This is a genomic window from Streptomyces sp. NPDC091387 (assembly GCF_044756945.1).
GTDB lineage: Bacteria > Actinomycetota > Actinomycetes > Streptomycetales > Streptomycetaceae > Streptomyces.
This window is the reverse complement of record NZ_JBIVTZ010000006.1, coordinates 291,318-317,422: the sequence shown is the minus strand read 5'-3', so window position 1 is coordinate 317,422 and position 26,105 is coordinate 291,318. Positions and strand designations below refer to the sequence as shown.

21 protein-coding genes are annotated in these 26,105 nt (G+C 70.9%); 13 read left to right on the top strand and 8 right to left on the bottom strand.

What is annotated here, in order from left to right; translation table 11 throughout:
* The first annotated feature begins 50 nt into the window (after positions 1-50).
* Positions 51-2,351, top strand: coding sequence for an ATP-binding cassette domain-containing protein (locus ACIQM0_RS15150; RefSeq protein WP_401286365.1), 2,301 nt, complete (start codon positions 51-53; stop codon positions 2,349-2,351).
* Positions 2,352-2,395: 44 nt separating this feature from the next.
* Positions 2,396-2,596, top strand: coding sequence for a 2-hydroxymuconate tautomerase (locus ACIQM0_RS15145; protein WP_401286364.1), 201 nt, complete (start codon positions 2,396-2,398; stop codon positions 2,594-2,596).
* Between the two features lie 19 nt (positions 2,597-2,615).
* Here the strand turns inward: ACIQM0_RS15145 and ACIQM0_RS15140 are convergent, their stop codons facing one another.
* A complete protein-coding gene (locus ACIQM0_RS15140) occupies positions 2,616-3,797 on the bottom strand; it encodes an FAD-dependent monooxygenase (protein WP_401286363.1) in 1,182 nt (393 codons plus the stop codon).
* A 202-nt stretch (positions 3,798-3,999) separates the two neighbouring features.
* Here ACIQM0_RS15140 and ACIQM0_RS15135 point away from each other — a divergent pair, with 202 nt between their 5' ends.
* Positions 4,000-5,943, top strand: a complete 1,944-nt coding sequence (locus ACIQM0_RS15135) for a chorismate-binding protein (RefSeq protein ID WP_401286362.1) — start codon at positions 4,000-4,002, stop codon at positions 5,941-5,943.
* Between the two features lie 27 nt (positions 5,944-5,970).
* Here the strand turns inward: ACIQM0_RS15135 and ACIQM0_RS15130 are convergent, their stop codons facing one another.
* The 3 genes from ACIQM0_RS15130 to ACIQM0_RS15120 all read right to left on the bottom strand — a co-directional run bounded on the left by ACIQM0_RS15130 (position 5,971) and on the right by ACIQM0_RS15120 (position 9,231).
* Positions 5,971-7,416 (bottom strand): flavin monoamine oxidase family protein, encoded by a 1,446-nt coding sequence (locus ACIQM0_RS15130; protein ID WP_401286361.1) that lies wholly within the window; start codon positions 7,414-7,416, stop codon positions 5,971-5,973.
* Between the two features lie 468 nt (positions 7,417-7,884).
* Complete coding sequence (locus ACIQM0_RS15125; RefSeq protein WP_401286360.1) at positions 7,885-8,274, bottom strand: hypothetical protein; 390 nt, start codon at positions 8,272-8,274, stop codon at positions 7,885-7,887.
* Between the two features lie 162 nt (positions 8,275-8,436).
* Positions 8,437-9,231: a hypothetical protein gene (locus tag ACIQM0_RS15120; RefSeq protein WP_401286359.1), complete on the bottom strand. Its 795-nt coding sequence runs from the start codon at positions 9,229-9,231 to the stop codon at positions 8,437-8,439.
* Between the two features lie 515 nt (positions 9,232-9,746).
* Between ACIQM0_RS15120 and ACIQM0_RS15115 the strand changes: the two genes are divergently transcribed.
* Positions 9,747-11,378, top strand: coding sequence for a protein kinase (locus ACIQM0_RS15115; protein WP_401286358.1), 1,632 nt, complete (start codon positions 9,747-9,749; stop codon positions 11,376-11,378).
* Positions 11,379-11,569: 191 nt separating this feature from the next.
* Here the strand turns inward: ACIQM0_RS15115 and ACIQM0_RS15110 are convergent, their stop codons facing one another.
* Positions 11,570-12,508 (bottom strand): alpha/beta hydrolase family protein, encoded by a 939-nt coding sequence (locus tag ACIQM0_RS15110; RefSeq protein ID WP_401286357.1) that lies wholly within the window; start codon positions 12,506-12,508, stop codon positions 11,570-11,572.
* A 242-nt stretch (positions 12,509-12,750) separates the two neighbouring features.
* Between ACIQM0_RS15110 and ACIQM0_RS15105 the strand changes: the two genes are divergently transcribed.
* Both ACIQM0_RS15105 and ACIQM0_RS15100 read left to right on the top strand, forming a co-directional pair.
* Entirely contained in the window at positions 12,751-13,131 is a 381-nt protein-coding gene (locus ACIQM0_RS15105; RefSeq protein ID WP_401286356.1) for a MerR family transcriptional regulator, read from the top strand.
* Between the two features lie 368 nt (positions 13,132-13,499).
* The gene (locus ACIQM0_RS15100) at positions 13,500-15,053 is read left to right on the top strand and encodes an alpha/beta hydrolase (protein WP_401286355.1); all 1,554 of its coding nucleotides are present in this window, start codon (positions 13,500-13,502) and stop codon (positions 15,051-15,053) included.
* A gap of 77 nt (positions 15,054-15,130) precedes the next feature.
* Here the strand turns inward: ACIQM0_RS15100 and ACIQM0_RS15095 are convergent, their stop codons facing one another.
* Positions 15,131-16,048: an endo-beta-N-acetylglucosaminidase H gene (locus tag ACIQM0_RS15095; RefSeq protein ID WP_401286354.1), complete on the bottom strand. Its 918-nt coding sequence runs from the start codon at positions 16,046-16,048 to the stop codon at positions 15,131-15,133.
* Positions 16,049-16,470: 422 nt separating this feature from the next.
* Positions 16,471-17,166 (bottom strand): TetR/AcrR family transcriptional regulator, encoded by a 696-nt coding sequence (locus ACIQM0_RS15090; protein WP_401286353.1) that lies wholly within the window; start codon positions 17,164-17,166, stop codon positions 16,471-16,473.
* Between the two features lie 128 nt (positions 17,167-17,294).
* Between ACIQM0_RS15090 and ACIQM0_RS15085 the strand changes: the two genes are divergently transcribed.
* The 6 genes from ACIQM0_RS15085 (at position 17,295) to ACIQM0_RS15060 (ending at position 24,404) form a co-directional block, all read left to right on the top strand.
* The gene (locus tag ACIQM0_RS15085) at positions 17,295-18,992 is read left to right on the top strand and encodes an amidohydrolase (RefSeq protein WP_401286352.1); all 1,698 of its coding nucleotides are present in this window, start codon (positions 17,295-17,297) and stop codon (positions 18,990-18,992) included.
* A gap of 106 nt (positions 18,993-19,098) precedes the next feature.
* On the top strand, positions 19,099-20,721 hold the full coding sequence (locus ACIQM0_RS15080) for an ABC transporter substrate-binding protein (protein ID WP_401286351.1): 1,623 nt from the start codon (positions 19,099-19,101) through the stop codon (positions 20,719-20,721).
* Entirely contained in the window at positions 20,718-21,686 is a 969-nt protein-coding gene (locus ACIQM0_RS15075; protein WP_401286350.1) for an ABC transporter permease, read from the top strand. Before ACIQM0_RS15080 ends, ACIQM0_RS15075 begins: the two co-directional genes overlap by 4 nt.
* Positions 21,683-22,546 (top strand): ABC transporter permease, encoded by an 864-nt coding sequence (locus ACIQM0_RS15070; RefSeq protein ID WP_401286349.1) that lies wholly within the window; start codon positions 21,683-21,685, stop codon positions 22,544-22,546. The genes ACIQM0_RS15075 and ACIQM0_RS15070 overlap by 4 nt, the downstream gene beginning before the upstream one ends.
* On the top strand, positions 22,546-23,550 hold the full coding sequence (locus tag ACIQM0_RS15065) for an ABC transporter ATP-binding protein (RefSeq protein WP_401286348.1): 1,005 nt from the start codon (positions 22,546-22,548) through the stop codon (positions 23,548-23,550). The genes ACIQM0_RS15070 and ACIQM0_RS15065 overlap by 1 nt, the downstream gene beginning before the upstream one ends.
* Positions 23,547-24,404 (top strand): ABC transporter ATP-binding protein, encoded by an 858-nt coding sequence (locus tag ACIQM0_RS15060; protein WP_401286347.1) that lies wholly within the window; start codon positions 23,547-23,549, stop codon positions 24,402-24,404. The genes ACIQM0_RS15065 and ACIQM0_RS15060 overlap by 4 nt, the downstream gene beginning before the upstream one ends.
* A gap of 96 nt (positions 24,405-24,500) precedes the next feature.
* On the opposite strand, the gene ACIQM0_RS15055 is transcribed toward ACIQM0_RS15060, so the two are convergent.
* Positions 24,501-25,064: a TetR/AcrR family transcriptional regulator gene (locus ACIQM0_RS15055; protein ID WP_401286346.1), complete on the bottom strand. Its 564-nt coding sequence runs from the start codon at positions 25,062-25,064 to the stop codon at positions 24,501-24,503.
* Positions 25,065-25,171: 107 nt separating this feature from the next.
* Here ACIQM0_RS15055 and ACIQM0_RS15050 point away from each other — a divergent pair, with 107 nt between their 5' ends.
* Positions 25,172-26,095 carry an NmrA family NAD(P)-binding protein gene (locus ACIQM0_RS15050; RefSeq protein ID WP_401286345.1) on the top strand — a complete coding sequence of 308 codons (924 nt, stop codon included), beginning with the start codon at positions 25,172-25,174 and terminating at the stop codon, positions 26,093-26,095.
* Positions 26,096-26,105: the final 10 nt, after the last annotated feature.

Sequence of the window (26,105 nt, the reverse complement as noted above, 5' to 3'; positions counted from 1 at the left end):
GAAATGATTTCCACAGGGAAACCACCCGTCCAGCTATGGAAGGGGCTGACATGGCGGCTCACCGGAAGACCGATCCCGAAGACTTCATCGTTCTGGGCGAGGCCAGGCAGAACAATCTCAAGGGCATCGACCTGCGCATTCCGAAGAGGAAGCTGACCGTCTTCACCGGGGTCTCCGGTTCGGGGAAGTCCTCGGTGGTGTTCGACACCATCGCGGTCGAGTCCCAGCGGCAGCTCAACGAGACCCTGCCGGCTTTCGTCCGTAACCGGATGCCCAAGTACGAGCGGCCGGACGCCGAGGTGATGAAGAACCTCTCCACGGCGATCGTCATCGACCAGCGGCAGGTCGGCGGCAACGCCCGCTCGACGGTCGGCACGATGACCGAGATCCTGCCCATGCTGCGGGTGCTCTTCTCCCGCGCGGGAAGCCCGAGTGCGGGCCCCTCCCACCTGTACTCCTACAACGACCCGCGCGGTATGTGCGAGGCGTGCCAGGGGCTCGGCACCACGGTGCGGCTGGAACTCGACCGGCTGCTCGACGAGAGCAAGAGCCTCAACGAGGGGGCCATCGGCTTCCCGTCGTTCGCGGTCGGCACCTTCCAGTGGCAGCTCTACGGCGAGTCCGGGCTCTTCGACCCGGACCTGCCGTTACGCGACTTCTCCGCGAAGGACCGCGAACTTCTGCTGTACGGCCAGGGGTTCACCGTCGACCGGGCCGGCCGCAACGGTGTGTACAAGAACGAGTACGAGGGGATCGTCAAGCGCTTCACCCGCCGGTACGTCAAACCCGGACTCGACCACGCGAAGGGCAAGGAACGCGAGGCGATCGAACGGGTGGTGACCCGGGGCCCCTGCGCCGTCTGCCACGGCGGCCGGCTCAACAGGGCGGCCCTCGCCTCGCGCATCGGCGGGGACAACATCGCGGACTTCGCCGCGCTGGAGATCACCGAGCTGACCGAGCGGCTCGCCCGTGTGGACACGCCGGCCGTCAAGCCGGTGGTGGCCGGCGCGCGGGCCGCGCTGGAGCGCATCACGTCCGTCGGGCTCGGCTATCTCTCCCTCGGGCGGCAGACCACGTCCCTGTCCGGCGGCGAGGCCCAACGGCTCAAGATGGTGCGGCACCTGAGCAGCAGCCTGACCGGTCTGACGTACATCTTCGACGAGCCCAGTGTCGGTCTCCACCCGCGCGACGTGCGCCGCATGAACGAGATCCTGCTCGCGCTGCGCGACAAGGGGAACACCGTACTGGTCGTGGAGCACGACCGGGACGTCATCGCGATCGCCGACCACGTCATCGACATGGGCCCCGGGGCCGGCCGCGACGGCGGCGAGGTGACGTTCGAGGGCACCCCGGCCGGTCTGCGCAGGTCCCGCACCGTTACCGGCAAGCAGCTGAGGAGCATTCCCGGGCTCAGGAAGCGGTACCGCTCCCCCACCGGTGCCCTGACTGTTCGCGACGCCGATCTGCACAATCTGCGCGATGTCACGGTCGACATCCCCACCGGGGTGCTGACCGCGGTGACCGGTGTGGCCGGTTCCGGCAAGAGCACCCTCATCTCCGGGGTGTTCACCGCGCAGTACCCCGAAGCCATCGTGATCGACCAGTCGTCGGTCGGCATCTCCCCGCGTTCCAACCCGGCCACGTACACCGACATCATGGATATCCTGCGGCGGCGGTTCGCCCGCGCCTCCGGCGAGAAGCCGGGCCTGTTCAGCTTCAACTCCGAAGGCGCCTGCCCGGAGTGCAAGGGCAAGGGCGTCATCGAGACGGACCTGGCCTTCATGGACCCCGTCACCACCGTGTGCGAGCGCTGCGACGGCCGGCGGTTCAACGACGAGGCCCTGCGCCACACCGTGGACGGCAAGACCGTCGTCGACGTCCTGGACATGACGGCCGAGGAGGCGGCGGGCTTCTTCGACGACGCGCCCGCCCTGCGGAGGCTGGCCCTCCTCACCGAGGTCGGGCTCGGCTACCTGACCCTGGGCCAGCCGCTCTCCACGCTCTCCGGCGGCGAGCGGCAACGCCTCAAGCTGGCGCACCGTCTCAAGGAGACGGGCAGCGTCTACGTCTTCGACGAGCCGACCACCGGCCTGCACATGAGCGACATCGGCCGGCTGCTGGAGCTCTTCGACCGGCTCGTGGACAGCGACAACACCGTGATCGTGATCGAGCACGACCTCGACGTGGTCAAGCACGCCGACTGGGTCGTCGATCTCGGCCCGGAGGCCGGCGCCCACGGAGGGCGTGTGGTGTTCGAGGGCACGCCCGCCGAACTGGCCAGGACGGCGGACTCGCACACGGGCCGCAGTCTCGCCGCGGACTTGCGCGACCGGAAGAACGCGACGTCCTGAAGCACGCCTCATCCGCAGCACGCATGCACCGGAAGGAGTTCGGGATGCCTCTCATCCACGTCACTCTGCTGGACGGACGGTCGCCGCGGGAGGTGGCGTCCCTGAGCCGGGCGCTCACCGCCGCGGTGCACGAGACACTCGGCACCCCGGAGGACGCCGTGCGGGTGATCGTGGAGGAGGTGTCGCCGACGCACTGGTTCGTGGGCGGCAGGTCGGTGGCCGAGCGGCGCTCCGCCCCCTCGTGACCCGGTGGTGAGCGCCGGGTCAGCGGGCGGCGGTGCCGCGCGGCCGGCTGTCGGCGCGGGCGAAGCGGTCGCGGATCAGCTCGACGCGGTCCGGGGACCATGACGGCAGGTCGTCCTGGGTGAGCCGCCCGCTGCGGGTGATCAGGTGGGCGTTGAACGCCTCCAGGCCGAGGTCCGTGTACCGGTCCAGTTCCCCGAACCACTCCTGGCTGATCCGCGCGGTGCGCTGCATGGACTCCGTGTCCGGCCTGCGCTCCGCCTCGTAGGCGATGAGTGCCTCGGGCACCGCCCCGTGTTCGTCGACGGCCAGGGCGAGGGCCAGGCCGTCCTCCATGGCGAGCCTGGTCCCCGATCCGATGGAGAAGTGCGTGGTGTGCGCGCTGTCCCCGAGGAGGGCGACGGTGCCGTGGCTCCAGCGCCGGTTGCGGACGACGGCGAAGCGCCCCCACCGCGACTTGTTCGTCCGCAGCCGGTGGCCCTCCAGTACGTCCACGAAGAATCCGGCGATCCGGTCGGCGTCGGCCCGGCCGCCGCCCGGCGTGCCGGCTCCTCGCCCGGTGAACCCGGCGGCCTCCCAGACGTGGTCGTCGACCTCGGCGATGAACGTGCTGAGCCCGGGGGCGTAGGGGTAGGCGTGTGCGTGCATCGAGCCGAACTCCGTGTCGGCGACGGCGAAGGTCAGGGCGGTGAAGGTCCGGTCGGTGCCCAGCCACAGGTACCGCGATCCGCGCTCGCCCCCTTCGGTACCGAACTCCTCGCGGTGGGCCTCACGCGTCGCGGAGTTGACGCCGTCGGCCGCCACCACCAGGTCGTACGTCCCGGCCAGCAGGGCCGCTTCGGGGGCGCGCGTGCCGTAGCGGATGGTCACGCCCAGTTCCGTGCAGCGCGTGCGCAGCATGCTCAGCAGGACGCGCCGGCCGATCGCGGAGAATCGGTAGCCCCCGTTGCGCACGGTCCGGCCGCGGTGGTGGACGTCGATCCTGGACCACTGCTCGCATGCGGCGGCGAGGCGGGCGAACAGCAGGGGGTCGGCCGCCTCGATACCGCCGAGCGCCCCCTCGGAGAAGACCACACCGAAACCGAAGGTCTCGTCGGGGGCGTTGGTCTCCCAGACGTCGATCTCACATGCGGGCCGGAGCCGCTTGACGAGCGCGGCCGTGTAGAGGCCGCCGGGGCCGGCTCCGATAATCGCGATACGCATGACACCTCACTGGGACTCGGTCGAGTGACTCGGTGGCGCGCGGACAGACCTGGCGGCCGACCTGCGCAATCAGGCCGGCCGCAGCAAGTGGCCCTGCTGATGGACGATTTGAAGCCCGTCAGGCCATACCTCCTGTCCGCTGGGGCACCAGTTGAATCAGACCGATCGGCCGGCGTCCGGCGGGCCGGGAAGGGGACCGGACATGGGACCGACGCACTTCGATGTCACCGGCATGAGCGGCGTTCGCGTACTGGAGCGCCTGTACGGGACGGCCCCGCCGCCCTTCGCCCTGCTGCGCAGGCAGCGCGCCGGTGGGCACGGACCGGGCCCGGTGGAGGTGTTGTTCGGGGAGATGGAGACCGTCCGCTCGCTGGACGAGGCCGGACCGGCCGACGCCTCCCCGGGCCCCGGCGCCCTGGCCCTGCTGCCCTTCCGGCAGGTGGCCGAGCACGGCCTGCGATGCCACGACGACCACACCCCGCTGCGCGTCCTGCGGATCTCCGAGCACCACGTACTGCCGGAGGGGGCGCTCACGCGCCGCCTCGGCGCGCCGGTGCGGTGGCAGGACGCGGGTTTCACCACGGACGACGCCCACTACGAGAGGCTGGTACGGGAGTTCGCCGCCTCTGACGCGGCCCGCGGAGGGCTGAACGTCCTGCTCCGGCGCGACTGCACCGCCCGGCTGCCCGGCTTCCGCCCGGCGGTCGCGGTGGAGCTGTTCCGGCGGTTGCTGACCACCGAGTCTGGAGCGTACTGGACGTTCCTCGTGCACACCGGGGGCGAACGGCCCACCACGCTCGTGGGGGCGACCCCGCAGGGCCACGTGGCCATCGAGGACCGCCGGGTGGTGATGAACCCCCTGTGCGGTACGTACCGCTATCCGCCCCACGGGCCGCGCACCGGGGAACTGCTCGCCTTCCTCGCCGACCGCAAGGAGTCCGAGGAGCTGGCGACCACGGTGGACGCGGAGCTGACGGTGCTGTGCGCGCTGGCCGGCCCGGGTGTACGGGTGGAGGGGCCGTTCCTGCGGAGGATGGCCCATCTGCTGCACACGCAGTGCCGGATCAGCGGCCCCTCGGTGGCGAGTGCCCGCGAGACCCTCTCGCGGGCACTGTTCGCCTCCACCGCGGTGGGCAGCCCGTTCGCCGAGGCGTGCCGGGCCATCCACCGTTACGAGACGACCGGCCGGGGCTACTACGGCGGGCTCCTCGCCCTGATGGGCCGCGACGACCGGGGGGACGAGGAGCTGGACTCCGCGGCGGTGATACGCACCCTGGACATCGATCACCTGGGCCGTGCACGGCTGTCGGTGGGAGCGACGGTCGGCAGCCGGTCGTCGCCGGAGTCGGAGGCGGCCGAGACGCGGACCAAGGCGGCTGCCCTGCTGACGGCTCTCACGACGCAGCCGCCCCCGGCCGCCTCCCACCGGCGCCGCGGGCCCGCCGGCACCGCCCCCGGCGGTACGGATGCCCACGGGCCCGTCCATGACCTCCTGGTCCGGCGGCACGCGGCGCTCTCGTCGTTCTGGACGAAGGGCATGAGCGCGCCGACGGTGCGCGGCGACCGGGTGCTCGTGCTCGACCCGGGCGGGGAGGACCCGACCGCCCTGGTCCACATGGTGACCTCGGTGCACGGCCCGGCAGAGGTGGTCCGGTACGAGGATCCCGACGCGGGCGACACCCTGTCGCGGCACCGGGGGCCCGTGCTGCTGGCCTCCGGACCGGGCCGGCCCGACGACCCCGGCAGCCCCCGGATGGCGGTGCTCCGGCAGATCAGCGCGTCCCTCGTGCGGGAGCGGCCGCCCGGGGGCGCCCCGGTGGCCGGGGTGGGGCTCGGCTTCCAGCTGCTCGCGCTCGCCGCCCTGCCGGACGCGCGGGTCACGGCCAGGACCGGCACCGGACTCGGCAGGGACGTCGAGGTCTTCGGCCGACCGGTCACGGCGGCCTTCCGCAACACCTATGCGCTCACGTCCGGCCCGGCCGGCGCAGCGCCTGCGCGCCGCCACGATCCGCCCGCCCTGTGCCTGGGCCCGGACCGGCGGGAGCTGCTCGCGATGCACGGCGCGGCCGTCCGGGGCGTGCAGTTCCGCCCGGAGTCGGTCATGACGACCGGCGGGGCCGATGTGCTGCGCTCGCTCCTGCGCTGAATCCGGACGGGCCCCGCCGGACCGTCCTCAGGGGGTACCAGTCAGGCCGAGTTCCAGGACGGTGCGGGCCGCGGACTCCAGTGCGAAGGTCATCGAGCCGCCGTTGGGCTCGAACCCGGCGTGGTCCCCGGCGAAGTGGACGCGCCCCTCCGGCCTGCGGATCACCGGCAGCAGGGCGCTGTGTCCGCGCTCGGGAAGGATGTACGCCCCTTCCGCGTAAGGCCGTTCGTCCCAGCAGACGGACGTGCCGGTCTCGAAGTGGTCGCGGGCGCCGGGGAGCATCCGGTCGAGTTCGGTGAGCACGAAGTTCTGGCGTTCCTCCTCCGTCATGACGGAGACCGCCCTGGCACGCCACCCCGTCATCAGGCACTCCATGATCTTCCTGGGTCCCGGCAGCTGGGGCGTCGCGTCGCGTATCCAGCGTATGGCCAGGTCGGTGGAGAAGCTCGCGTTCCGCTGCGGCCAGAACTGGCGGCGCATCTGGAGGTACACCCGGACGACGGACGAGTACTTCACCCGGCGCATCGCGTCGTGCTTCGCGTCGGAGAGACCCGCATCGGTGAAGTCGATGTGCCGGATCGCGCTGAACGGGACGGTGACGACGACCCGCTCGGCTTCCATGGTCTGCAGGCTGCCGTGGTCGAGGTAGGTGACCCGGGCCCGCTCCTCGTCCTGTTCGACGCGGACCACGGGACGGCGGTAGTGGATCCTGCTCTTGAGCCGTTCCGCGAACGCCTGCGGGAACCGGTCGGTGCCGCCCGTCACCTTCGCCCAGCGGGGGTCGGCGTTGCCGAGCGAGTGCGGGCTCGCCTCGTGGCGGAGCCAGGAAAGCGCGGACGCCGTCTTCAGGTCGCCTCCGCGCATCTCCAGGAACATGGGCTCCATGAGATCGATGGCCGCCTGGGAGGCGCCGCGGTCCGTGAGGACCTGGTGCACCGATCGCCGGTCGTAGGGGGCGAGCAGCTCGGTGGCCTCCCAGTCGGGGGCGCTGAGGTCCGGCTGGAGGCTGTCGCTGACTGCGGTCACGTACCGCTCGATCATGCCGGCGACGCCCAGCTTCTCCTCGTGCGGGTGGAGTGCCAGTCCCGCTGCCGCCACCGCCTCCGGGCCGGGGTCGAAGAACCGGCCCCGGGCGAAGTAGGAGAAGGTGGTGTCGAGGAGATCGGCGGTCTCCGTCTCCACTCCGAGTTCGCGCAGGTAGTGCATCGCGTAGTGACAGTGCGGCGTCAGCGTCATCGCACCCGCCTCCGCGTGCAGCCCGTCGGCGAACGGGGCCCGTAACGTGTAGGCGCGCCCGCCGGGCCGGGTGTCCGCTTCGAGGACGGTCACCTCGCAGTCGCGCGCGGCGAGTTCGTAGGCCACGGCCAGGCCGGCGAGGCCGGCTCCGATGACGATCACGGACCGCGGTGGCCGTAGGCCGGGCATCCCGCTGTCGAAGGCGCGGCGTACCTCCGTCTGCGTGGCTTCACGCATGGGCGTTCTCCGTTCCGATCAGTCGAACAACAGTGCTCCTCCGGCTCTTGCCCCGTGTACCACCTGCCAACCGATCCATGTCCGCACAACGCACGGGCGGCGTCGACCAGTAGGCCGCGGGAAGCACGCGTCCCGGCAGGCCGTGCGCCCACCTCTCCGCGACGGCTCCCGGCCTCTTCGCCGAGGGATGGCTCAGGGACTCCGAGAGACGGTTCGCCCACCTGCCGTGGCAGGGCCCGGAAGGAGCCTTCGGCGTTCGACGACGACACCCTCTGGGGCGTCAACCTCCGCCGCAACCATGCAGACCCGCGAGCTGCACCGCCATCCACGCCGGCGCAATGCCGACGCACGCCACCCCGACCTCCTGGCCGCCCAACCGCCGCGAACGAGCCCGCATCCGCAGCGAGAAGGGTCTCCGCGAGGGCGGCCGACCATTGGCCGCAGCCTGCGGTTTCCCGCCGCGACGGCCTACTCGGCCGTCTCCTCGGGAGAAAGACGAGTGATCTTCTTTCCCGCCCCGGTCTCGACCAGGGTCAACGCGCCAATCCAGTCCCCGTCTTCGGGATACTCCCAGTTGGCCGCGTCCTCGAGAATCGCCGGAAGCTGATCACGAGGCACCAGCTCGCCGGGCTGGAACCCGCGCTCCCCGGCGGGGGAGGTCCATGGCGCGAGTCGGCTGACCGCGATCCACCCACGATCGATGAGAGCGAGCAAGACCGCCGCCAGCTCGTTGACAGGTCGGGACTGGTCGGCCTCGTCGAGATCGCCCCAGACCCCAGCCAGGATGTCGATCTCATAGGAATTGACCATGAAGGCTTCTTCGGACTTGGTCAACGTGTCCCACTCCTGCTTGCTCACTCGGCAATCGTCGCAGAGGCGGGGGCACGACAAACTCCCCACACCGCTGACCAGACCATCCCGACTCGGAGCTGAACCCTCGCGGTCACAGCACTGGCCGGGAGGGAGGCCGGGAGGCCGCCCACCGTCTGTCCTGGTAGCGGGAGGCGTGTGGTGCGCCGGTCAGCAGGCTGCTCCGCCGGCGCCACCGGCGCCACCGGTTCCGGTGGCTGAGCCGGGAGACCCGGGGCTACCGGGGTTGAGGCCGAAGCAGCCGGCGCCGCCTCGCCCGCCGTGGCCGCCAGAGGCGCCCGCGCCGCCGGCGCCGCCTACGCCCCCAACTCCGCCGGCGCCTCGGGAGCCTGCGCCGCCGTTGCCGCCGATACCGCCGGCGCCGCTGGCGTGAGAGACGTTGCCGCGGGCACCCCCTCCTCCGCCGGCCCCGCCGGGTCCGCCGACCCCGCCGCTGCCACCGGTGCCGCCGTTCGCTCCAGCGGCGCCGTTGCCGGTCGCGCCTCCCGCACCTCCTGCGCCGCCCGCACCGCCCGCACCGCCGATGGCGGAGCCGGAGCCACTGCCGCCGTTCCCTCCGATGCCGGCGCCGCCACCGGTGCCGTCACCGAACCCGGCGCCGCCCGCCCCGCCAACACCCCCGGCACCGCCGGCATCCCCGAGGGTCCCGTTCCCGCCGCTCCCCCCGCCCGTGCCGGAGTAACCGTTCGGGTGCGCCAGAATGCCCGCACCTCCCGCGACGCCCGCGACGCCCGCGACGCCCGCGGAACCCGCGGAACCCGCGGTGTACCGGCCGATGGCGTCACCGTTCCCGCCGCCCGTGCCGAAGAAGCCGTCCGGGGACGCAACGGTGCCTGAGTTGCTGTCGGTGCGCTCGGCGGCCCCGGCGGCGGTACCGCAGGTGAGGAGGGTGACGGTGAGGAGGGCATTGACGCCCAGGAAAGTGGTCACGCGTTGCCTGTTCACGGCGAAGTCTCCTTATGACCCTGGGACGGGTGCCGAGAACCGGCGGCAGTCCGGCACGACGTGAGGGCTGATCCCGGCCCCGTCCCATACCGGCCAGAGCAGCTCACGGCCCATAAGATCACGAGGCGTCAGATATCTACCGCTTATGGGCCGACGCTCCGCCACCGCGAGCAGCTTTGTGCCGGCTTGATCGGCCGACTGCAGGGACGGGTGGCCGTAGCCCGGGATGGCGAGTCCCGCTCCGCTGCGAGCCCTGGCCCGCCTTGCGTCCTGGCCAGTGGCCTGCCCAGCACGACTACAGCCGTCCCGCCGGATACGCCCGCACCCCCGGATCACACCGGTGCGCACCACCGAGGCGGCCGCACACGGTGGTCCGCCGCCTCGCACCGATGAACACGGCCAAAAGCATGCGCAGTTCGAGTCCCGTACGTGACCATGCAGAGTGGTCGAGTCGAGTGCGGCGCGACCGCTTGGGCTACGGCTTCCCCACGATGGGGAGACAGGTGGGCACGGGCATGCGGTGGGGTGGGGCGGAAACAGTACGTCCGGGACAGCAGGTCGGACGGTTCACGGTACTGGCCGAACTGGCGAGCGGCGGGATGGGGCGGGTGTACCTGGCGCGGTCACCGGCGGGACGTACAGTCGCGCTGAAGACGCTGATCACGAACTCCGCGGACGACCGGCGCCGGTTCGCCCGCGAGGTCGCGTGCGCGCAGCGGGTACGCGGGGTCTACACGGCGAGCGTCGTGGACGCCGATCCCACGGCGCAGGTGCCGTGGATGGCGCAGGAGTACGTGCCCGCGCCCTCGCTGAAGGAGCTGGTGGAGGACTGCGGGACGCTGGGAGCGGACGCGCTGCACTGGGTGGCCGCCGGTATGGCGGAGGCGCTGGCCTCCCTGCATTCGGCAGGGCTGGTGCACCGGGACATCAAGCCGTCGAACGTGCTGCTGCCCGTGGAGGGGCCGCGCGTGATCGACTTCGGCATCTCGCAGGCGCACGACCTCACCCGGACCCAGTCGGCGCTCGGCACCGTGGCCTACGCGTCGCCGGAACAGGCCCGGGGGGAGCCGACCTCTGAGGCGTCCGACGTGTTCTCCCTGGGGGCGACTCTGTACTACCTGGCGGCGGGGAGGCCGCCCTACCTGGACATCGAGGAGATCTCGGCCCTGGAGCTGCTGATGCGCGCGGCAACCGGTGAGACCGACGTCTCCGGCCTTCCGCCCGCTCTGGACGCCCTCGTTCTGCCCTGTCTCGATCTGAATCCGCGGGCGCGGCCCACGCCGGCGGAGCTGATCGCGCATTGCGCCGCCCACCTCGGTGATGGCCCCGCGGCCCGCAGTGACGGGAGCGTGCTGGGCGTCCGGTGGACCGCAGCCATCGAGCGACACCGGGCCGAGCGCACCGACGCGTTGCGCGACGCGCTCCGTCACGTCGGCGCCGTCGGCGCGGCCGCCCCGCCACCGCGCACCGGACCGGACAAGCCCACGCAGGCCGTGGCAGGGCCCGCCGGGACGGCACGCCTCCCCGGACCGGCGCCCACACCAGCGTCCCGACGGGGCCGGCGTGTGTGGTTGATCGCCAGTTCGCTGGCCGCGGTCGGCGCGTTGGCAGGCACGCTGCTGGTGCTGAGCCCCTGGGACGGGTCCGGCGACCAAGGCGCCGCGGGGGCCCCGGACCAGCCGGTGCGCTTCCTTGAGGTGGAGCGCGAGCAGCCCGGAGCCTGCCCCGGCAGCGGGGCGTCCGAAGCCGCCCCCTTCGCGACATCGCAGCCCGGGGTGCCCTCCGGCCGCGGCTTCACCTCGGACGACCGCCAGCAGTGTGTGGTCGTCTCCACCGCTCCCGGCATGACGGTCACCAGGTTCAGGAAGGTCTCGGCGTTCGAGGACACGGGGGACGGCGGAGCGGGCGGATGGTCGGTCCGGGTGGCGTTCGAGGACAAGGACGCCAAGGCGTTCACCACCCTGACCGGCAAGGTGACGGGCCGGACCGCCCCCACGGACTCCCTGGCGATCGTCCAGGGCGAGGACCGGCTGCTCGCCAAGGTCGCCGTCATCGGCCGCCTCACGGGCGGCGAGGCCGTGATCGCGACCAGGCTCGGACGCAACGAGGCACGCTTCCTCGCCGACGCGCTGGGGGCCCGGTCTTGAATCTCCGCGGCCGAAGGGGCCCGGCCACGTAGGCATACGCGCGCGCCCAGGGGCCACCGAGCACGCGCAGCACCTCGTGCCGTCCCCGCTGATCCTGTCCCGCAGCCCGAAGGCCGGGCGCCGGCCGTCCCGCGCCGCAGGCTGGGAGCGGCTGCACATACGCAGAAGGGCACCTGCATGCGGTCCAGGGGTCACTTGGATTCGAGTCGTCCCAGCGGGTGGCCGTCGGCCAGAACCCTCTGGACCTTCTCCCAGTCGGCGTGGCCGGTCCCCGTGACGTGGCGCAGGTAGGCGAGGGTGACCTGCTGGACGAGAGCGACGCGGCCGGAATCCTCGTCAGTGGTCTCCGCCGCACGATAGCCGGAGATACCGCCGAGGAAGTGCTCGCCGCCGTGAACGGTGAGGAGGCTCTTGTTGCCGCGGCTGAGGGTGTAGGGGTCCGTCGTCCAGGCCGGTCCCCGAGTAGAGAGCGGGAGGTCGTCCTTGTCGCCGGCGACGACGAGTCCGGGGGCGGTGATGTGGGAGAAGTCCTGATCGCGCAGCCAGGGAAGGTTCTCGTGGGCGAACGGGGTCAGTTCGTCGCCGCCCTTGCCGGCAGTCGCCAGCTGGATGCTGCCCATGATCCGGGAGTCCGACAGGTCTTCGGCGGCTCCGGTGTCCGGGTCCTTGACACGCAGGCCCACCAGGATGCCCGCGGTCTGGCCGCCGAAGGAGTGCCCGGCCGCGACTGCACGGCTGTGGTCAACTCGGCCGACCAGGCCCGGCACGGACGCCTCCAGAGTCACGAGCTCGTCCAGGATGCGCTGCATGTCGTGCACCCGATAGCGCCACAACCGGGGCCTGCGGGGGTCGTCCGCGGCCAGGCCGATCCGCTTGGAGTCCAGGTGGGTGGCCTGGACGACCACGAAGCCGTGAGAAGCCCAGTGGTCGACCAGCGGCGCGTAGCCGTCCAGGTCCGAGCCGAACCCGTGGGCGAACAGCACGAGGGGCAGACCGGTGCCGGTGGCCGGCGCGGAGACGCGTACGTGCAGGTCCTCGTCGCCCTGCGGCCTGCGCAGCACGACAGGCTTGACCGATACGGTCGGGGTGGGCTCGGGACCGGTGAGACCGGTCGCCTGGTACGTGGGCATGCGTACGCCTTTCAGTGTGGTGCGGGGTTCGGGCGGTCTTGAGTTTGAGGATGCGCTCGGCGCTGAGGTGGGCGAGCTTCGCCCGGCCTTGCCCGACGAGAGGGGCACTGTCGCCGAAGGCGCGGGCGCCCCCGGCGCCGCCGAGGCCCCCCGCGGGTCGGCCCCGATGTGGCTACGCTAAATCTTGACGTTGACGTGAAGGGCAAGAGCCTGTGGCGCACGCCACAAGAAGGGAACCGGACATGCGCATCGGGGAACTCGCCCGCCGCACAGGCGTCACCACCCGGGCTCTGCGGTACTACGAGGAGCAGAACCTACTCACCTCCGAGCGCAGCGGCAGCGGCCAGCGCCACTACGCGGAAGCCGCCGTCGACCGGATCCGTCTGATCCGTCAGCTGTACGCCGCCGGCCTGTCCAGCAAGGCCATCGCCGAGCTCACGCCCTGTGTCATCGAGGGCCAGGCCACACCCGAGCTGCTCCAGCGCCTGGCAGAGGAACGCGACCACCTCGACCGGCGCATCGAGGACCTCGCTCACACCCGGGACCGGCTCGACTCCGTCATCGCCGGCGCCTCTTCCAACATGCACACCGGCACCTCGTGCCGACGGGATACGACCGCTTGAACCGGCGTGGGCGGCCTCTCGGCAAACCATGGCACCCTCAAGTGATCAACGCACCACCCACGGACGATCACGTGACCGTGGAGGCACAGGTGCGCGACCACGCGTTTTCACCGGCACAGCACGATGAGATCTGGAGACGCCGACGCGAGGGGCAGTCGTTCAGCTTGATCGGGGGCACTCGGAGCACCGATACAGAGTGCCCGCCGGTCCCTGTGGCGCAGCGGAAGCCATGGCCGAGTTCACCACCACTCTCGCGAGCCGTGCTGTCGGAGGCGGCTTGTACCCTGCACTCATTCGACGATCGGACGATCCCGGATACGGGCGTGCCGCAAGGGCAGGCGTCCAGGGGCTGGAGCGCGGGGATTTCGATGAGTGACGCATATCCGAGACGAAGCCGCGGACCGGGCCTCTCGGTCGGTGCGCTCATCATCGCCGGGGTCGTCCTCGCCGCGATCGGGGCGATCGGCGCCTGGCTCCAGCACCACGCTCCCGGCCGCAGTGCGGAGCCGCGTACGGAGTTCACCGCGAACAACCCACCCGCCGGTCTGCCCACCGCGCTCACCACCGGCCAGCGCCTCCACTGGTCCCGCTGCACCTCGCCTCCCACCACGCGCACCGGCTACGACTGCGCCGCCATGAAGGCCCCCCTCGACTACCGGAGACCTGACGGCAGGACGATCGACGTCGCCCTCATTCGCCACAAGGCCACCGGCCCGAACGCCCGGCGCATCGGCTCGCTCGTCCTCAACTTCGGCGGCCCCGGCGTGTCCGGCGTGAGCGGACTGCCCGAGCGCCTCAACCAGTACAAGCCGCTCCTCGACCGCTACGACCTGGTCTCCTTCGACCCGCGCGGCGTTGGCGCGACCATCCCCGTGCGCTGCGGGAAGACCGCGGACGACACCGGATACGACGGGGCCGACGCCTGCGCCGAGCACTCAGGGGCCCTCCTCCCCCACATCGGCACCTCGCACACCGCGCGCGACCTCGACCTGATGCGCTACCTCCTCGGCGACGAGCGGCTGCACTACTTCGGCGTCTCGTACGGAACGGCGCTCGGCGCGGTCTACGCCCACCTGTACCCGTCACACGTCGGACGGCTCGTCCTCGAAGCGTCCGTCGATCCGACCGAGGACCTCGACGAGGAGCAGGTGTCGCAAGTCAAGGCGGTCCAGGCGGCGTTCGACCGGTTCGCCGCGCACTGCGCGGCCCGTATCCGCCACTGCCCGACCGGCGACGGGCCCGAGGAGGCCGCGCGACGCATGGCGCGCCTGGCCGATCGCCTGGAAAAGAAGCCCGCCCCGGCCGGCGGCGGAAGGAACCTCGACGCCGACGCTCTCGCGTACGCCGTCAGCGACCATCTCGACCTCGGCACAGACGGCTGGTCGCCGCTCGCCAAGGCCCTCACCGCGCTGATCGACCACAACGACGGCCGTCAGCTGAGCAGGGGCGCGGACGGCATCGGCTCCGCCGACGGCGCGGCGGCCCCGCGCGACAGCAGCCACGTCGCCCGGACCGCGATCACCTGCGCGGACTCCAGCCTGCGCCCCGGCTTCGAACGCCTCGACAGGGACGCGGCCCGCGTCAAGGCCGCCTCACCCGTCTTCGGCGCGGCCTGGTCCACCGGCGTCTACCTCTGTTACGACTGGCCGTTCGACGGCGAGCGCGCCACGCCCCAGGTGAGCGCCGACGGCGCGGCCCCCGTTCTGGTGGTCGGCGGCACCGGCGACCCGACCACCCCGTACCTCGGCGCCCGCCACATGGCCCGTGCCCTGGGCGACGGTGTCGGCGTGCTCCTGACGGCCGAGGAGGAGGGCCACGGCACATACCCGCAGAACCGCTGCGTCGCGAAGACGGTCGACCAGTACCTCCGCACGGGCCGCACCCCGGCCCCGGGGACGGTGTGCCGGGGCAGCATGTCCTGAGGCCCGTACGGATCCGCCGGGCGGCCGTCAGCAGAACGGTCCGCTCGCAGGGGTCCCGGGCGTGCACCGAGCCCGCTTTACGGCGTGAAGTCGGCCTCGCTGCCGTACAACTCTCGCGTGAAGGCGGAGACATCGGCGCTGCGGTCGGCACCGTCGAGGTTGTACGTCAGATAGACCCCGTAGCCCTCACTGACGGTGCGTCGGGCGAAGTCGGCGGCCGTGCTCTGCGAGGTCCGGCCGATCTCGACGGCCGCCGGCGACAGCTTCGACTTGGGCAGTGCGATGCCGGGGACCTGCCAGGAGCCGTAGTACGGGTTCCAGGCATAGTCAAACGTGGTCGAGATGTCGATGCCTCCGTAGGAGAGGCGCGACGCGGCCGGGCCGATGTTGTAGAGGCTGATGATCTTGTCCGGCATATTCAGGCGCAGCGCCGTCACCAGGTTGACGAACGAGCTGTCGTTGGGCTGGCCAGTGCCGTTGTTGCCGTATTCGGCGTACTCGTCGTCGAAGTCGATGCCGTCGAGACCGTACTTGGCCACTGTGTCCGACAGTTGCTTCGCGAACACCGAAGACTCCTGCTGGGACGGGAAGTTGGCGAAACCCGCACCCTGGTGGTTCCCCAGGACGGAGAGGACGACCTTGATGCCCTTCTGCTGCAACGGCCGTATCTCCGTGGCTGCGTTGTCAAGGACGCGCTGAACGTTCTCGTTGAAGGACAGGTACGCCGCCTTCGCACCCGAGTCGTAGTTGATGTTCGCCGCGAAGATCACGGCGACGTCGAAGACGTTGCCACCACCGTTGGCAAGGGTGTACTTGCCGACATCAAGCATGCTGTTGTTGTTCACCTCGACGTACGCCACCGAGGTCGGCCCCTGCTTCGCCGGGGCGGGGGCGGCAACCGCGCCGGTCGTGGCATGCGCGCCGAGGGTGAGAGCCACGAGGGCCGAAAGCGCGAGCGCGGCCGTCCGCGCTCTGCTCCGCATTTGAGTGAGCATCGTTGATCAGTCTCCCGTCGCATGGGCCGGCTCCCGACTTGTTCGGAGGCGCCGAGCAGTGCTTCGAGCTTTCCGCTCCCGTGACCGGATTCCAGGAGCCCTGCGCGGACTCTTCACGAATCCCACTCAGCTCGCATCACAACTCGGCCACTGAGAAATGGAGTTGGCGCATCCAGATCCATATCGGCATGGGTTCGGGGGAAGATCGGCAGTCCTTCGGGAGGCCGCGGGTCTTCCCATCCCGACAAGTGGACGAACTCACGCCACCGCGAAACCGACCGGTGCGATCCAGCACATGCCCGGCCGACGGCGGCCGCAGGGCTACCTGGAGGACGGAGCCGAGTCCGGTCAGCGCGCGGCCGACGAGGCCCCCGGACCGACGAACGGCCGAGCCGGACAGCCTGGCGTTGGGCTGAGCCGGGTCACGCGCTCCGAGGAGTCGCGGCGCACTTCTCGACGGTCGAGATCAGGGCCTCGACCGTAGCGTCGAAGATCTGTTCGTCCGTCACCTCGGCGAGTTCGCCGCTGAGGCCGGCGATGTGGGGGAAGTGCTGCGGGTCGACCAGCCGGTACTCGCGGTTCCACGCGGAGTCGTCGGCCGCGCGGGCGTCCGCGTCGAACAGCAGGAAGGCGGCCTGCTGGCCCACGTACGCGAGGAGGGTGTCCCCGATCATGCGGTAGTGGACGGCTGCCTCGGATCCCTCCAGACCGGCCTCCCGGACGGCGCCGAGGATGAGTTCGACGACCCGGAACTCGTTGGGGCGGCGCGTGGTCCGGCTCGCCATGGCGGAGCCCACCACCGGGTACTTGAGGGCGACCGCGAGAGAGGCGTCGGCGAGTGCCCGGATGCGGGCCTTCCAGCCGAGGCCGTCGGGGATGGCGTCGAGCGCCTCGCCGAGCATGTGGTCGGCGACCGACAGCAACAGCTCGTCCTTGTCACGGAAGTGCCGGTAGATCGCGGTCGGATCCGCCCCGAGTTCCTCACCCAGGCGCCGGACGGTGAAGGCGTCCGCGCTTCCGCGGGCGGCGATGCGGAGGCTCGCGTCGATGATCGCGCCGGGCGTGAGCTGACTGCCGGCGCGCTTGCTCCGGGCCTTGGCTGCGGGTGACTTCGGCATGGTGCGGCCAGTGTATCGGTTCGGGATCCAGCGGGCGCAACACTGTTGACAGCACTGTTGCGCTGCCGTTCACTCCTCCTCAACGAACACGTCGGGCGGGTCATTCCGCCCTGCTGGAGGTTGAATCGATGGCGCACAGCAGCGAACGGGCCGACACCGTCTTCGTCGGGGGCCGGGTCTTCACCGGAACGGGCCCCGTCCCGGTGGACGCCGCCGTCGCCGTCGCGGACGGCCGGATCATCGCCGTCGCCGACGTGGGTACGGTGCGCGCGCTGACCGGTGCCGGTACGGAGGTCGTCGACCTGGAGGGCGGCCTGCTCGTACCCGGGTTCCAGGACGCGCACATCCACCCCGTGATGGGTGGCACCCAGATGCTCGGCTGCGACCAGAGCGAGGAGACCAGCGCCGAGGGCTGTCTCGACGTGGTGGCCCGCTACGCCAAGGACCACCCGGACGTGGCCTGGATCCGTGGCGGCGGCTGGTCGATGGACTGCTTCCCGGGCGGCACGCCGACGCGCTCCATGCTCGACGCGGTGGTGCCCGACCGGCCCGTGCTGCTTGTGAACTGCGACGGCCACGGCGCCTGGGTCAACACCCGCGCGCTGGAGATCGCCGGTGTCGACCGGCACACCTCCGACCCGGCCGACGGCCGTATCGAGCGGGAGGCGGACGGCACCCCGGCCGGCACCCTGCACGAGGGCGCGGTGGAACTGGTGGCCCAGCACGTTCCGGTCGCGACCGAGGACGAGACGTACGCCGGGCTGCTGGCAGCGCAGGAGTACCTGTTCTCCCTCGGGGTGACCGGCTGGCAGGACGCCATGATCGGTTCCTTCCACGGTTACCCGGACAACCTGCCCGTCTACCTGCGTGCGGCCCGCGAGGGTTCGCTGCTCGCCCGGGTCGTCGGCGCCCTGTGGTGGGACCGCAACCGCAAAATGGAGCAGCTTCCGGAGCTGGAGGAGCGCCGCCGCATCGGACAGGCGGGCCGTTTCGCGGCCACCAGCATCAAGATCATGCAGGACGGCGTGGCGGAGAACTTCACCGCCGGGATGCTGGAGCCCTATCTGGACAGCTGCGGCTGCTCAACCGGCAACTCCGGCCTGAGCTTCGTCGAGCCAGGACTGCTGAGGGAAGCGGTGTGCGCGCTCGACCGCTCCGGCTTCCAGGTGCACTTCCACGCGCTCGGCGACCGCGCCGTGCGCGAGGCACTCGACGCGCTGGGCGCGGCCCGTGCCGCCAACGGCGCCAATGACCACCGGCACCACCTGGCCCACCTCCAGGTCGTCCACCCCGATGACATCGCGCGTTTCGCGGAACTCGGCGTCGCCGCGAACATCCAGCCGCTGTGGGCCGCCCACGAACCCCAGATGGACGAGCTGACCATCCCGTTCCTCGGGGCCGAACGCGCCGCCCAGCAGTACCCCTTCGGGGATCTGCGCCGGGCCGGCGCCCACCTGGCCGCCGGCAGTGACTGGTCGGTGAGCAGCCCCAACCCGCTGTGGGCCATCCACGTCGCGGTCAACCGTGCCGCCCCCGCCCGGGAACTCTCCGAGGGCGAGACGTATCCGCCGTTCTACCCCGAACAGGCACTGACCCTGGCCGAGGCGCTCACCGCGTACACCGCGGGCACCGCCTGGGTGAACCACCTCGACGACGTGACCGGCACGGTCGAGGTGGGCAAGTACGCGGACCTCGTCGCCCTCGACCGTGACCCGTTCACGCACCCCGCCGACGAGATAGGCGACGTCCGGGTACGCCGGACGTACGTCGAAGGCCGCCTCGTGTTCGACGCGAACACGACCGCGCCCACCGCGTCGACCGACTGACGCAGCCCCCCACCCACTTCATCGAGCCCACCCCGGACGGAGACAGACAGTGCCAACGCAGAGTGCAGGATCCAGACGGCCGACACGGATGGGGGCGGTGCGCCGCGTGGCGGGGACCCTCCTCGCGGCGAGCGCCGTACTCGTCACCAGTGCGTGCAGCGGCACGGCGAACCCGGACAAGGACGCCGACGCCGGCACGTCGTACAAGCTGACCAGGCAGACGCCCGCCGCCGCGGGTGACATCGGCTCCTTCACCTGGTCGATCTACGCCGAGCCCTCCTCGCTCGACTACGCATACGCATACGACTACCCGCCGAACCAGATCCTCGCCAATGTCTGCGAGAGCCTGCTGCGCTGGAACCCGGACCTGACGACGTCGCCGAACCTGGCGTCCTCGTTCACCAATCCGACTCCCACCACATGGGTCTACAAGATCCGTCCGGGCGTGCGCTTCCACGACGGAACGGTCCTCACCGCGAAGGACGTCGTCGCCTCCCTGCGCCGCCACATGGACCCCGCCGTGGGCAGCGCGTGGGAGAACACGTTCCGCAACGTGAAGTCGATCGACATGACCGGGCCGCTGGAAGTCACCGTCAGGCTGACGAAGCCGGACGCGGTGTTCAACCAGGAGATGGCCACCAGCTCGGGAACCATCGAGTCGGCCGCGACGCTCGCCGAGGCCGGCAAGGACTACGGCAGTCCCAAGGGCGGGGTGAACTGCACGGGCCCGTTCTCGTTCAGGTCCTGGGCGTCGGGCCAGTCGCTCACCCTGAAGAAGTTCGACGGCTACTGGAACACCGAGCTGAAGCCCAAGGCGAAGCAGGTCGAGTTCGTGTTCCTGAGCGACCCGACGACCCGCGTCAACGCCTTCCGGAGCGGTGAGGTGGACGGTGGCTGGATGGTCCCGGCCGACGCCTACGACCAGCTCGGCTCGTCCACCGCCGGCACGCTCTACTACGGCGTCAACAGCACCGTCGCCGAGGAGATCGTCAGCAACCTCAAGGGCCCGCTCGGTGACACCGAGGTGCGCAAGGCCCTGCTCATGGCCATCGACCGCAAGGGCATCGTCAAGGCCGGCGCCGGCGGGACGGGCGAGGTCGCCGACGCCCTCGTCACCGACAACATGTGGGACCAGGCGCCCTCTGCGGACCGCAGGGCCATCATCGAGGGCGTGCCGCACTACCCGTACGACCCGGCGAAGGCCAAGGAGATCGCGGCGAAGGCCGGGGTGAAGGGGGAGCGGATCGTCATCGCGACCAGCCCCCTCGACTCGCAGACCACGATCGTCGCGCAGGCCGTCGAGCAGGCCGCCAAGGCCATCGGCCTCGACCCCAAGATCGAGACGCTGTCGCCGGAGAAGTACTCGACGCTCTTCACCGACGCCGCCGCCCGCAAGGGAATCGACCTCTTCCTGACCTTCTGGTACACGTCGATCACCGACCCGCTGGATCTGTACGGCTCCCTGGAGACCGGCATGTTCACCAACTACGGCGGCTGGTCGAACAAGGAGTTCGACCAGGCGATCGAGGACGCCGCAGGCACCTACGACCCGGCCGCGCGGGCCGCGGCGAGCGCGAAGGCGCAGAAGATCGCCCTGCGCGAACTTCCCTGGCTGCCCCTGTACACGCAGCCCACAAACGTCTTCCTCGGCAACCGGATCACCGGCGTCCAGCCGTCGGTCGCCTACCTCTACTACCCGTGGGCCGCCGAGATCGGGGCCAAGAAGTGAGCCGTACGACCACCCGGGCACTCGGGGTCGTGAGCCGCCTGGCCGGGATGGCGGCGACCTTGCTGGTCACCTCCTTCCTGGTGTTCTCCTCGCTGTACCTGGCGCCCGGCGACCCGGCGAGCTTCCTGGTGCGCGGGCGCAGCGCCGGCCCCGACGAACTCGCCCAGATCCGCCACAGATACGGCTTCGACGAGCCGTTCCTCGTCCGGTACTGGGACTGGCTGGGCGGCGTACTGCACGGCGACTTCGGCCGCTCCTACGTCTTCCACCAGGACGTCAGCTCGGTCATCTGGTCGCGGCTGCCGGCCACCCTGCTGCTGATCGCCGCCTCCGCCCTGCTGATCGCGGTGGTCGGTCTCGCGGCCGGCATCGTCGGTGCGCTGCGCCGCGGCACCCGCACCGACTCGATGCTGATGCTGCTGGTGACGGTGGGGGCCGCGGCCCCCGCCTTCGTCGCCGCACTGCTGCTGCGGTCGCTGTTCGGAGTGAAGCTGGGCTGGTTCCCGACCATCGGGAACGGCACCGGCTTTCTCGACCGGCTGCACCACGTCGTGCTGCCGGCGATCGCGCTGTCCGTCACGTTCATGGCGATGGTCACTCGGGTGACCCGCTCGTCGATGCTGGAGGAACTGGGCCGTGAGCACGTCGAGGTCGCGGTCAGCCGCGGCACCCCGCGGTGGACCGTGATCCGGCGGCACGTACTGCGCAACGCCCTCGGCCCGATCGTCACCGTCTCCGCGCTCCTCATCTCCGGAATGCTGGTGAGCACCTCGATCGTGGAGACCGCGTTCGGCATGTCGGGCGTGGGATCCCTGCTGGTGACCTCGGTCAACCAGATGGACTTCCAGGTGGTGCAGGCGATCGTGCTGCTCGTGGTCGCCGCCTTCGTCGTGGTCAACTTCCTGGTGGACCTGGTGCACCCGCTGATCGATCCGCGGGTAGCGGCAGCGGGGAGTGCACGATGAGCGCCCCGATGGCGGGACTGACCCGCGGACCGGTCGCCAAGCTGCGCTCCATGGGGGGCAGCCGGCTGGAGAAGCTGTGCCTGGGCCTGCTCGTCCTGTTCGTGCTGGTCGCGGTGTTCGCACCGTGGCTGTCACCGCAGGACCCGACGTACGGAGAGCTGGGCACGGGGCTCGTCGGTCCGAGCGCCGACCACTGGCTGGGCACCGACCAGGGTGGGCACGACACATTCTCGGCCCTCGTCGAAGGGAGCCGTACGAGTCTGGTCGGACCGCTGCTGGTGGTACTGGTCTCGACCGTCGCCGGCGTCGCCATCGGCCTGTTCTCCGCGTGGCGGGGCGGCTGGGCCGACACCGTGATCGGGCGGCTGCTCGATGTCGTCTTCGCCTTCCCGGCACTGCTCGTCGCGATTCTCGCGGTGGCGGTCTTCGGCAAGGGGATGACGGCGCCGGTGATCGCCATGTCCGTGGCCTACATGCCGTACACCGCACGCCTGGTGCGCGGTCTCGCGATGCAGGAGCAGGCCAGGCCGTACATCGCGGCCTACCGTGTGCAGGGGCACTCCGCCGTGTACGTCGCCGTCCGCAGGCTGCTGCCGAACATCGGCCCGACCGTGCTCGCCCAGTCCACCGTCAACTTCGGCTACGCGCTGCTCGATCTCGCCGCCCTGTCCTTCCTGGGCCTGGGCGTGCAGGCGCCGACGCCGGACTGGGGCGCCATGATCAACCAGTCCCAGGCCGCCGTCCTGCGCGGCCAGCCGCTGTCCGCGGTCGTGCCCGCCGTCGCCGTCGTGGTGGTCGTCGTCGCCTTCAACATCGTCGGGGAGAACGTCGGCGACCGGCTCGCAGGGAGGAAGACCTGATGGCGCTGCTGGAGTACGAGAACCTGAGCATCGCCCTGCCCGGCATGGCCCGGCCGGTACTCGACGGCATCGACCTGACCGTGTCGGCGGGTGAAATCGTCGCGCTGGTGGGCGAATCCGGTTCCGGAAAGTCGGTCACCGCGCGGTCGGCCCTCGGGCTGTTCCCCACCGGGGCCGACATCGACGGCCACGTGCGCGTCGACGGAACGGAGGTGGTGGGCGCCGGGCCGGCAGCCCTGCGGTCGATCCGTACCGGCACGGCGTCGATGATCTTCCAGGACCCCCGGGCAGGCATCAACCCGGTCCGCAGGATCGGCGACTTCCTCACCGAGTCGCTGCGCATCAACCACGGCTGGGACAAGGGCCGCGCCAACGCCCGCGCCGCCGAACTGCTCGGCGCGGTCGGACTCCCGGACCCGGAACGGCACTTGCGCCAGTACCCGTACGAGCTCTCCGGCGGCATGCTGCAACGCGTCATGATCGCCGGAGCGCTCACCGCCGGGCCCAGGCTGCTGCTCTGCGACGAACCCACCACCGCGCTCGACGTCTCCACCCAGGCCGAGATCATGGCCATCCTCGGGCGGCTGCAGCGCGAACGCGACCTGGGCATGCTCCTCATCACGCACGACATCGAACTCGCGGCCGCGGTCTGCGACCGCATCTACGTGATGTACGCCGGCCGGATCGTCGAGACCGCTCCCACCGCACAGCTCTTCGAAACACCCCGCCATCCCTACACCGCGGGCCTGCTCGGCTCGTCGCCACCTCTCCAGGCCCCGGACGGACCGCCCGCCCGGCTCACCCCGATCCCGGGTTCCCCCATGGGACTGCTCGACTCGGCGCCCGGCTGCTCCTTCGCGGCGCGCTGCCGTTTGGCCCGGCCCGGAGTCTGCGACCGGACAGCGCCGCGGCTGGAGCGCCACGGCAAGGCGCTGGTCGCCTGCCACCTCACGGAAGAGTCACTCACCTCCATGGACAACACCGCCACAAAGGAGGGCAGTTGACCGCCGAGAACAGCGCCCGCACACTGCTCCGGGTCAGCGGGCTGCGCAAGACCTACCGGACGGGAAAGGCGGAGGTCATCGCCGTCGACGGCCTGTCGTTCTCACTGCGGGCCGGCGGCGCCCTCGGCATCGTGGGTGAGTCGGGCTCCGGCAAGACGACCACGGCCCGGATGCTGGTCGGCCTCGAACGCCCCGACACCGGCCAGATCCTCGTCCAGGGTGAACCACTGGCCACGAGCGTGCGCGGCAGGGCGGCCCGACTCGCCCGTGCCAAGGCGGTGCAGATCGTCTTCCAGGACCCGTACCTGTCGCTGGACGCACGGATCACCATCGGCGCCACCATCGACGGAGCACTGCGCCTGCACGGTCTCGCCGATCCCGCCGCCCGTACGGCCAGGATGCGGGAACTCCTCGCCCAGGTGGGCCTCGGAGAGCGGGAGGCGGCGGCCCTGCCGCGCAAACTCTCCGGCGGTCAGCGGCAACGCGCCGCCATCGCACGTGCGCTGGCGGTCGAACCTGCGGTGCTCGTACTGGACGAGGCGGTGTCCGCGCTCGACGTCTCGGTCCAGGCCCAGGTGCTCAATCTCCTGTCGGACATCCGCCGCGACACCGGCATCGGCCTGATATTCGTCAGCCACGACCTGGCCGTCGTTCGGTACGTGTGCGACGAGGCGCTCGTGCTGTTCCGGGGGCGCACCATGGAACACCGCCCTGTCGCGGAGCTGCTCTCCGACCCCGGACACCCGTACACGCAGCTACTGCTGGCATCCGTTCCCCGGCCGGACTGGGACCCCGACTCCATCAGCCGGCGGCGCAGGGACCTCGATCCGATGGCGGCGGGGGGTGCCGGCTGACGGGCCCGCCGGGCGGCCCTCGCCCAGGCCGCCCGGCCGGACGGCATCGACATCCGGTCCCCCGCTGCCAGGGCTGTGACGGTCCTATGTGAGTGCTCAGGTGCCGTTGACACCGATGCCTGCGACGGCGAGCCGGAAGGCGCGGTCCGCCGGCGTCGCCGGGTCGGTGTAATTCTCGGTGGCCAGGGCGATTCCGATGATCAGTACGAGCAGATCGTCGATGGTGATGTCCGCCCGGACAGTCCGGTCGTCAATGGCCTTGCGCAGGAGCAGGGCGCCGGCCGCACCGATGGCCGGAGCGCAGGAGTCCTGGGTGGCCTCGTCCTGGAGGGGCTGGTAGGAGAGGACGTCCGCCAGACCGCGTGCGGCGAGTGAGTAGGCGAGCAGCTCGCGCAGCCATTCCACCAGCGCGGAGCGGCTGTCGGGCTCGCCGCAGAGCGTACGAGCGCGGTCGCACAGGTCATGGACGCGCTGTTTGAAGACCGCTTCGAGCAGGGCTTTGCGAGTGGGGAAGTGGCGCCTCACGGTAGCTGATCCGACGCCTGCCATGCGGGCGATCCGCTCCAGGGACGCCTGTGCCCCCTGGGCCGCCACCTCGGCCTCGGCCACGGCGAGGATGTGCGCGTAGTTGCGGCGGGCGTCCGAGCGCTGGCCGGTCATGATCTCCCCAACATTGATTAGTGGCGGGCCCCGCCATATTGTAGCGAACACGAAACGGCGCGCCCCGCCGTTTGCGCTGTTCGTGACCGCTGAGGAGATGTACACACATGACCACTGCCGCAACGCGGGTTCTCGTCGCCGGTGCCACTGGCCGTCAAGGCGGTGCCACCGCCCGCGCCCTGCTCGCGCAGGGAACACCCGTGCGCGCCCTGGTGCGTGACCCGAGCACGCCGCGTGCGCGGGCCGTCGAAGAGCTCGGCGCCAGCCTGTTCGTGGGCGATCTCACCGAACCCGCGACCCTTGAGGCGGCCATGGACGGTGTGCGGGCCGTCTTCTCCGTGCAGATGCCCGCATACACCGGGCAGGAGTTCGACTTCGCCGGTGAGGTCAGCCAGGCGGACAACCTCATGACGACTGCGCGGGCCGCCGGTGTGGAGCAGTTCGTCCAGTCCTCCACCAGCGGCGTGGGACAGCACGTCGAGGCCCCGGGCTGGGCCGAAGGCCGGTGGGCGGTGATGGAAGCCCCGCTCGGCACGAAGACTGCGATCCAGGACCGGCTGCGCGAACTCGACTTTCCCTACTGGACGTTGCTCAAGCCGTCGTTCTTCATGGAGAACTTCGAGCCGTCCATGCGGTTCTACTTCCCCCGCGGCGTCGAAGGGGGTCTGGTCACCGTCGTCAAACCGAGCACGCACCTGTCACTCGTAGCGGCCAAGGACGTGGGCCGAGCCGCGGCGGCTGCCATGTCCGCCCCCGCCGAGTTCCACCGAGTGGAACTGGAGCTCGCCAGCGACTACCTGACCATGACCAAAATCGCCGAGATCCTCTCCGGGGCCGTGGGCGTCCCGCTGACGGCCCCGGACATGACCGAGGAACAGGCCCGCGCCGCCGGAATGGGAGACATGGGTGCCACGCACGAGTTCATGGAGGTCGTCGGCCAGCCGGCCCGGCCGCAGTTCGCTCGTGCGCTGGGCATCGACCTGACCAGCTTCGAAGAGTGGGCGCACGAACATCTGCGGACCGCCGCCTGAGCAGGGAGGT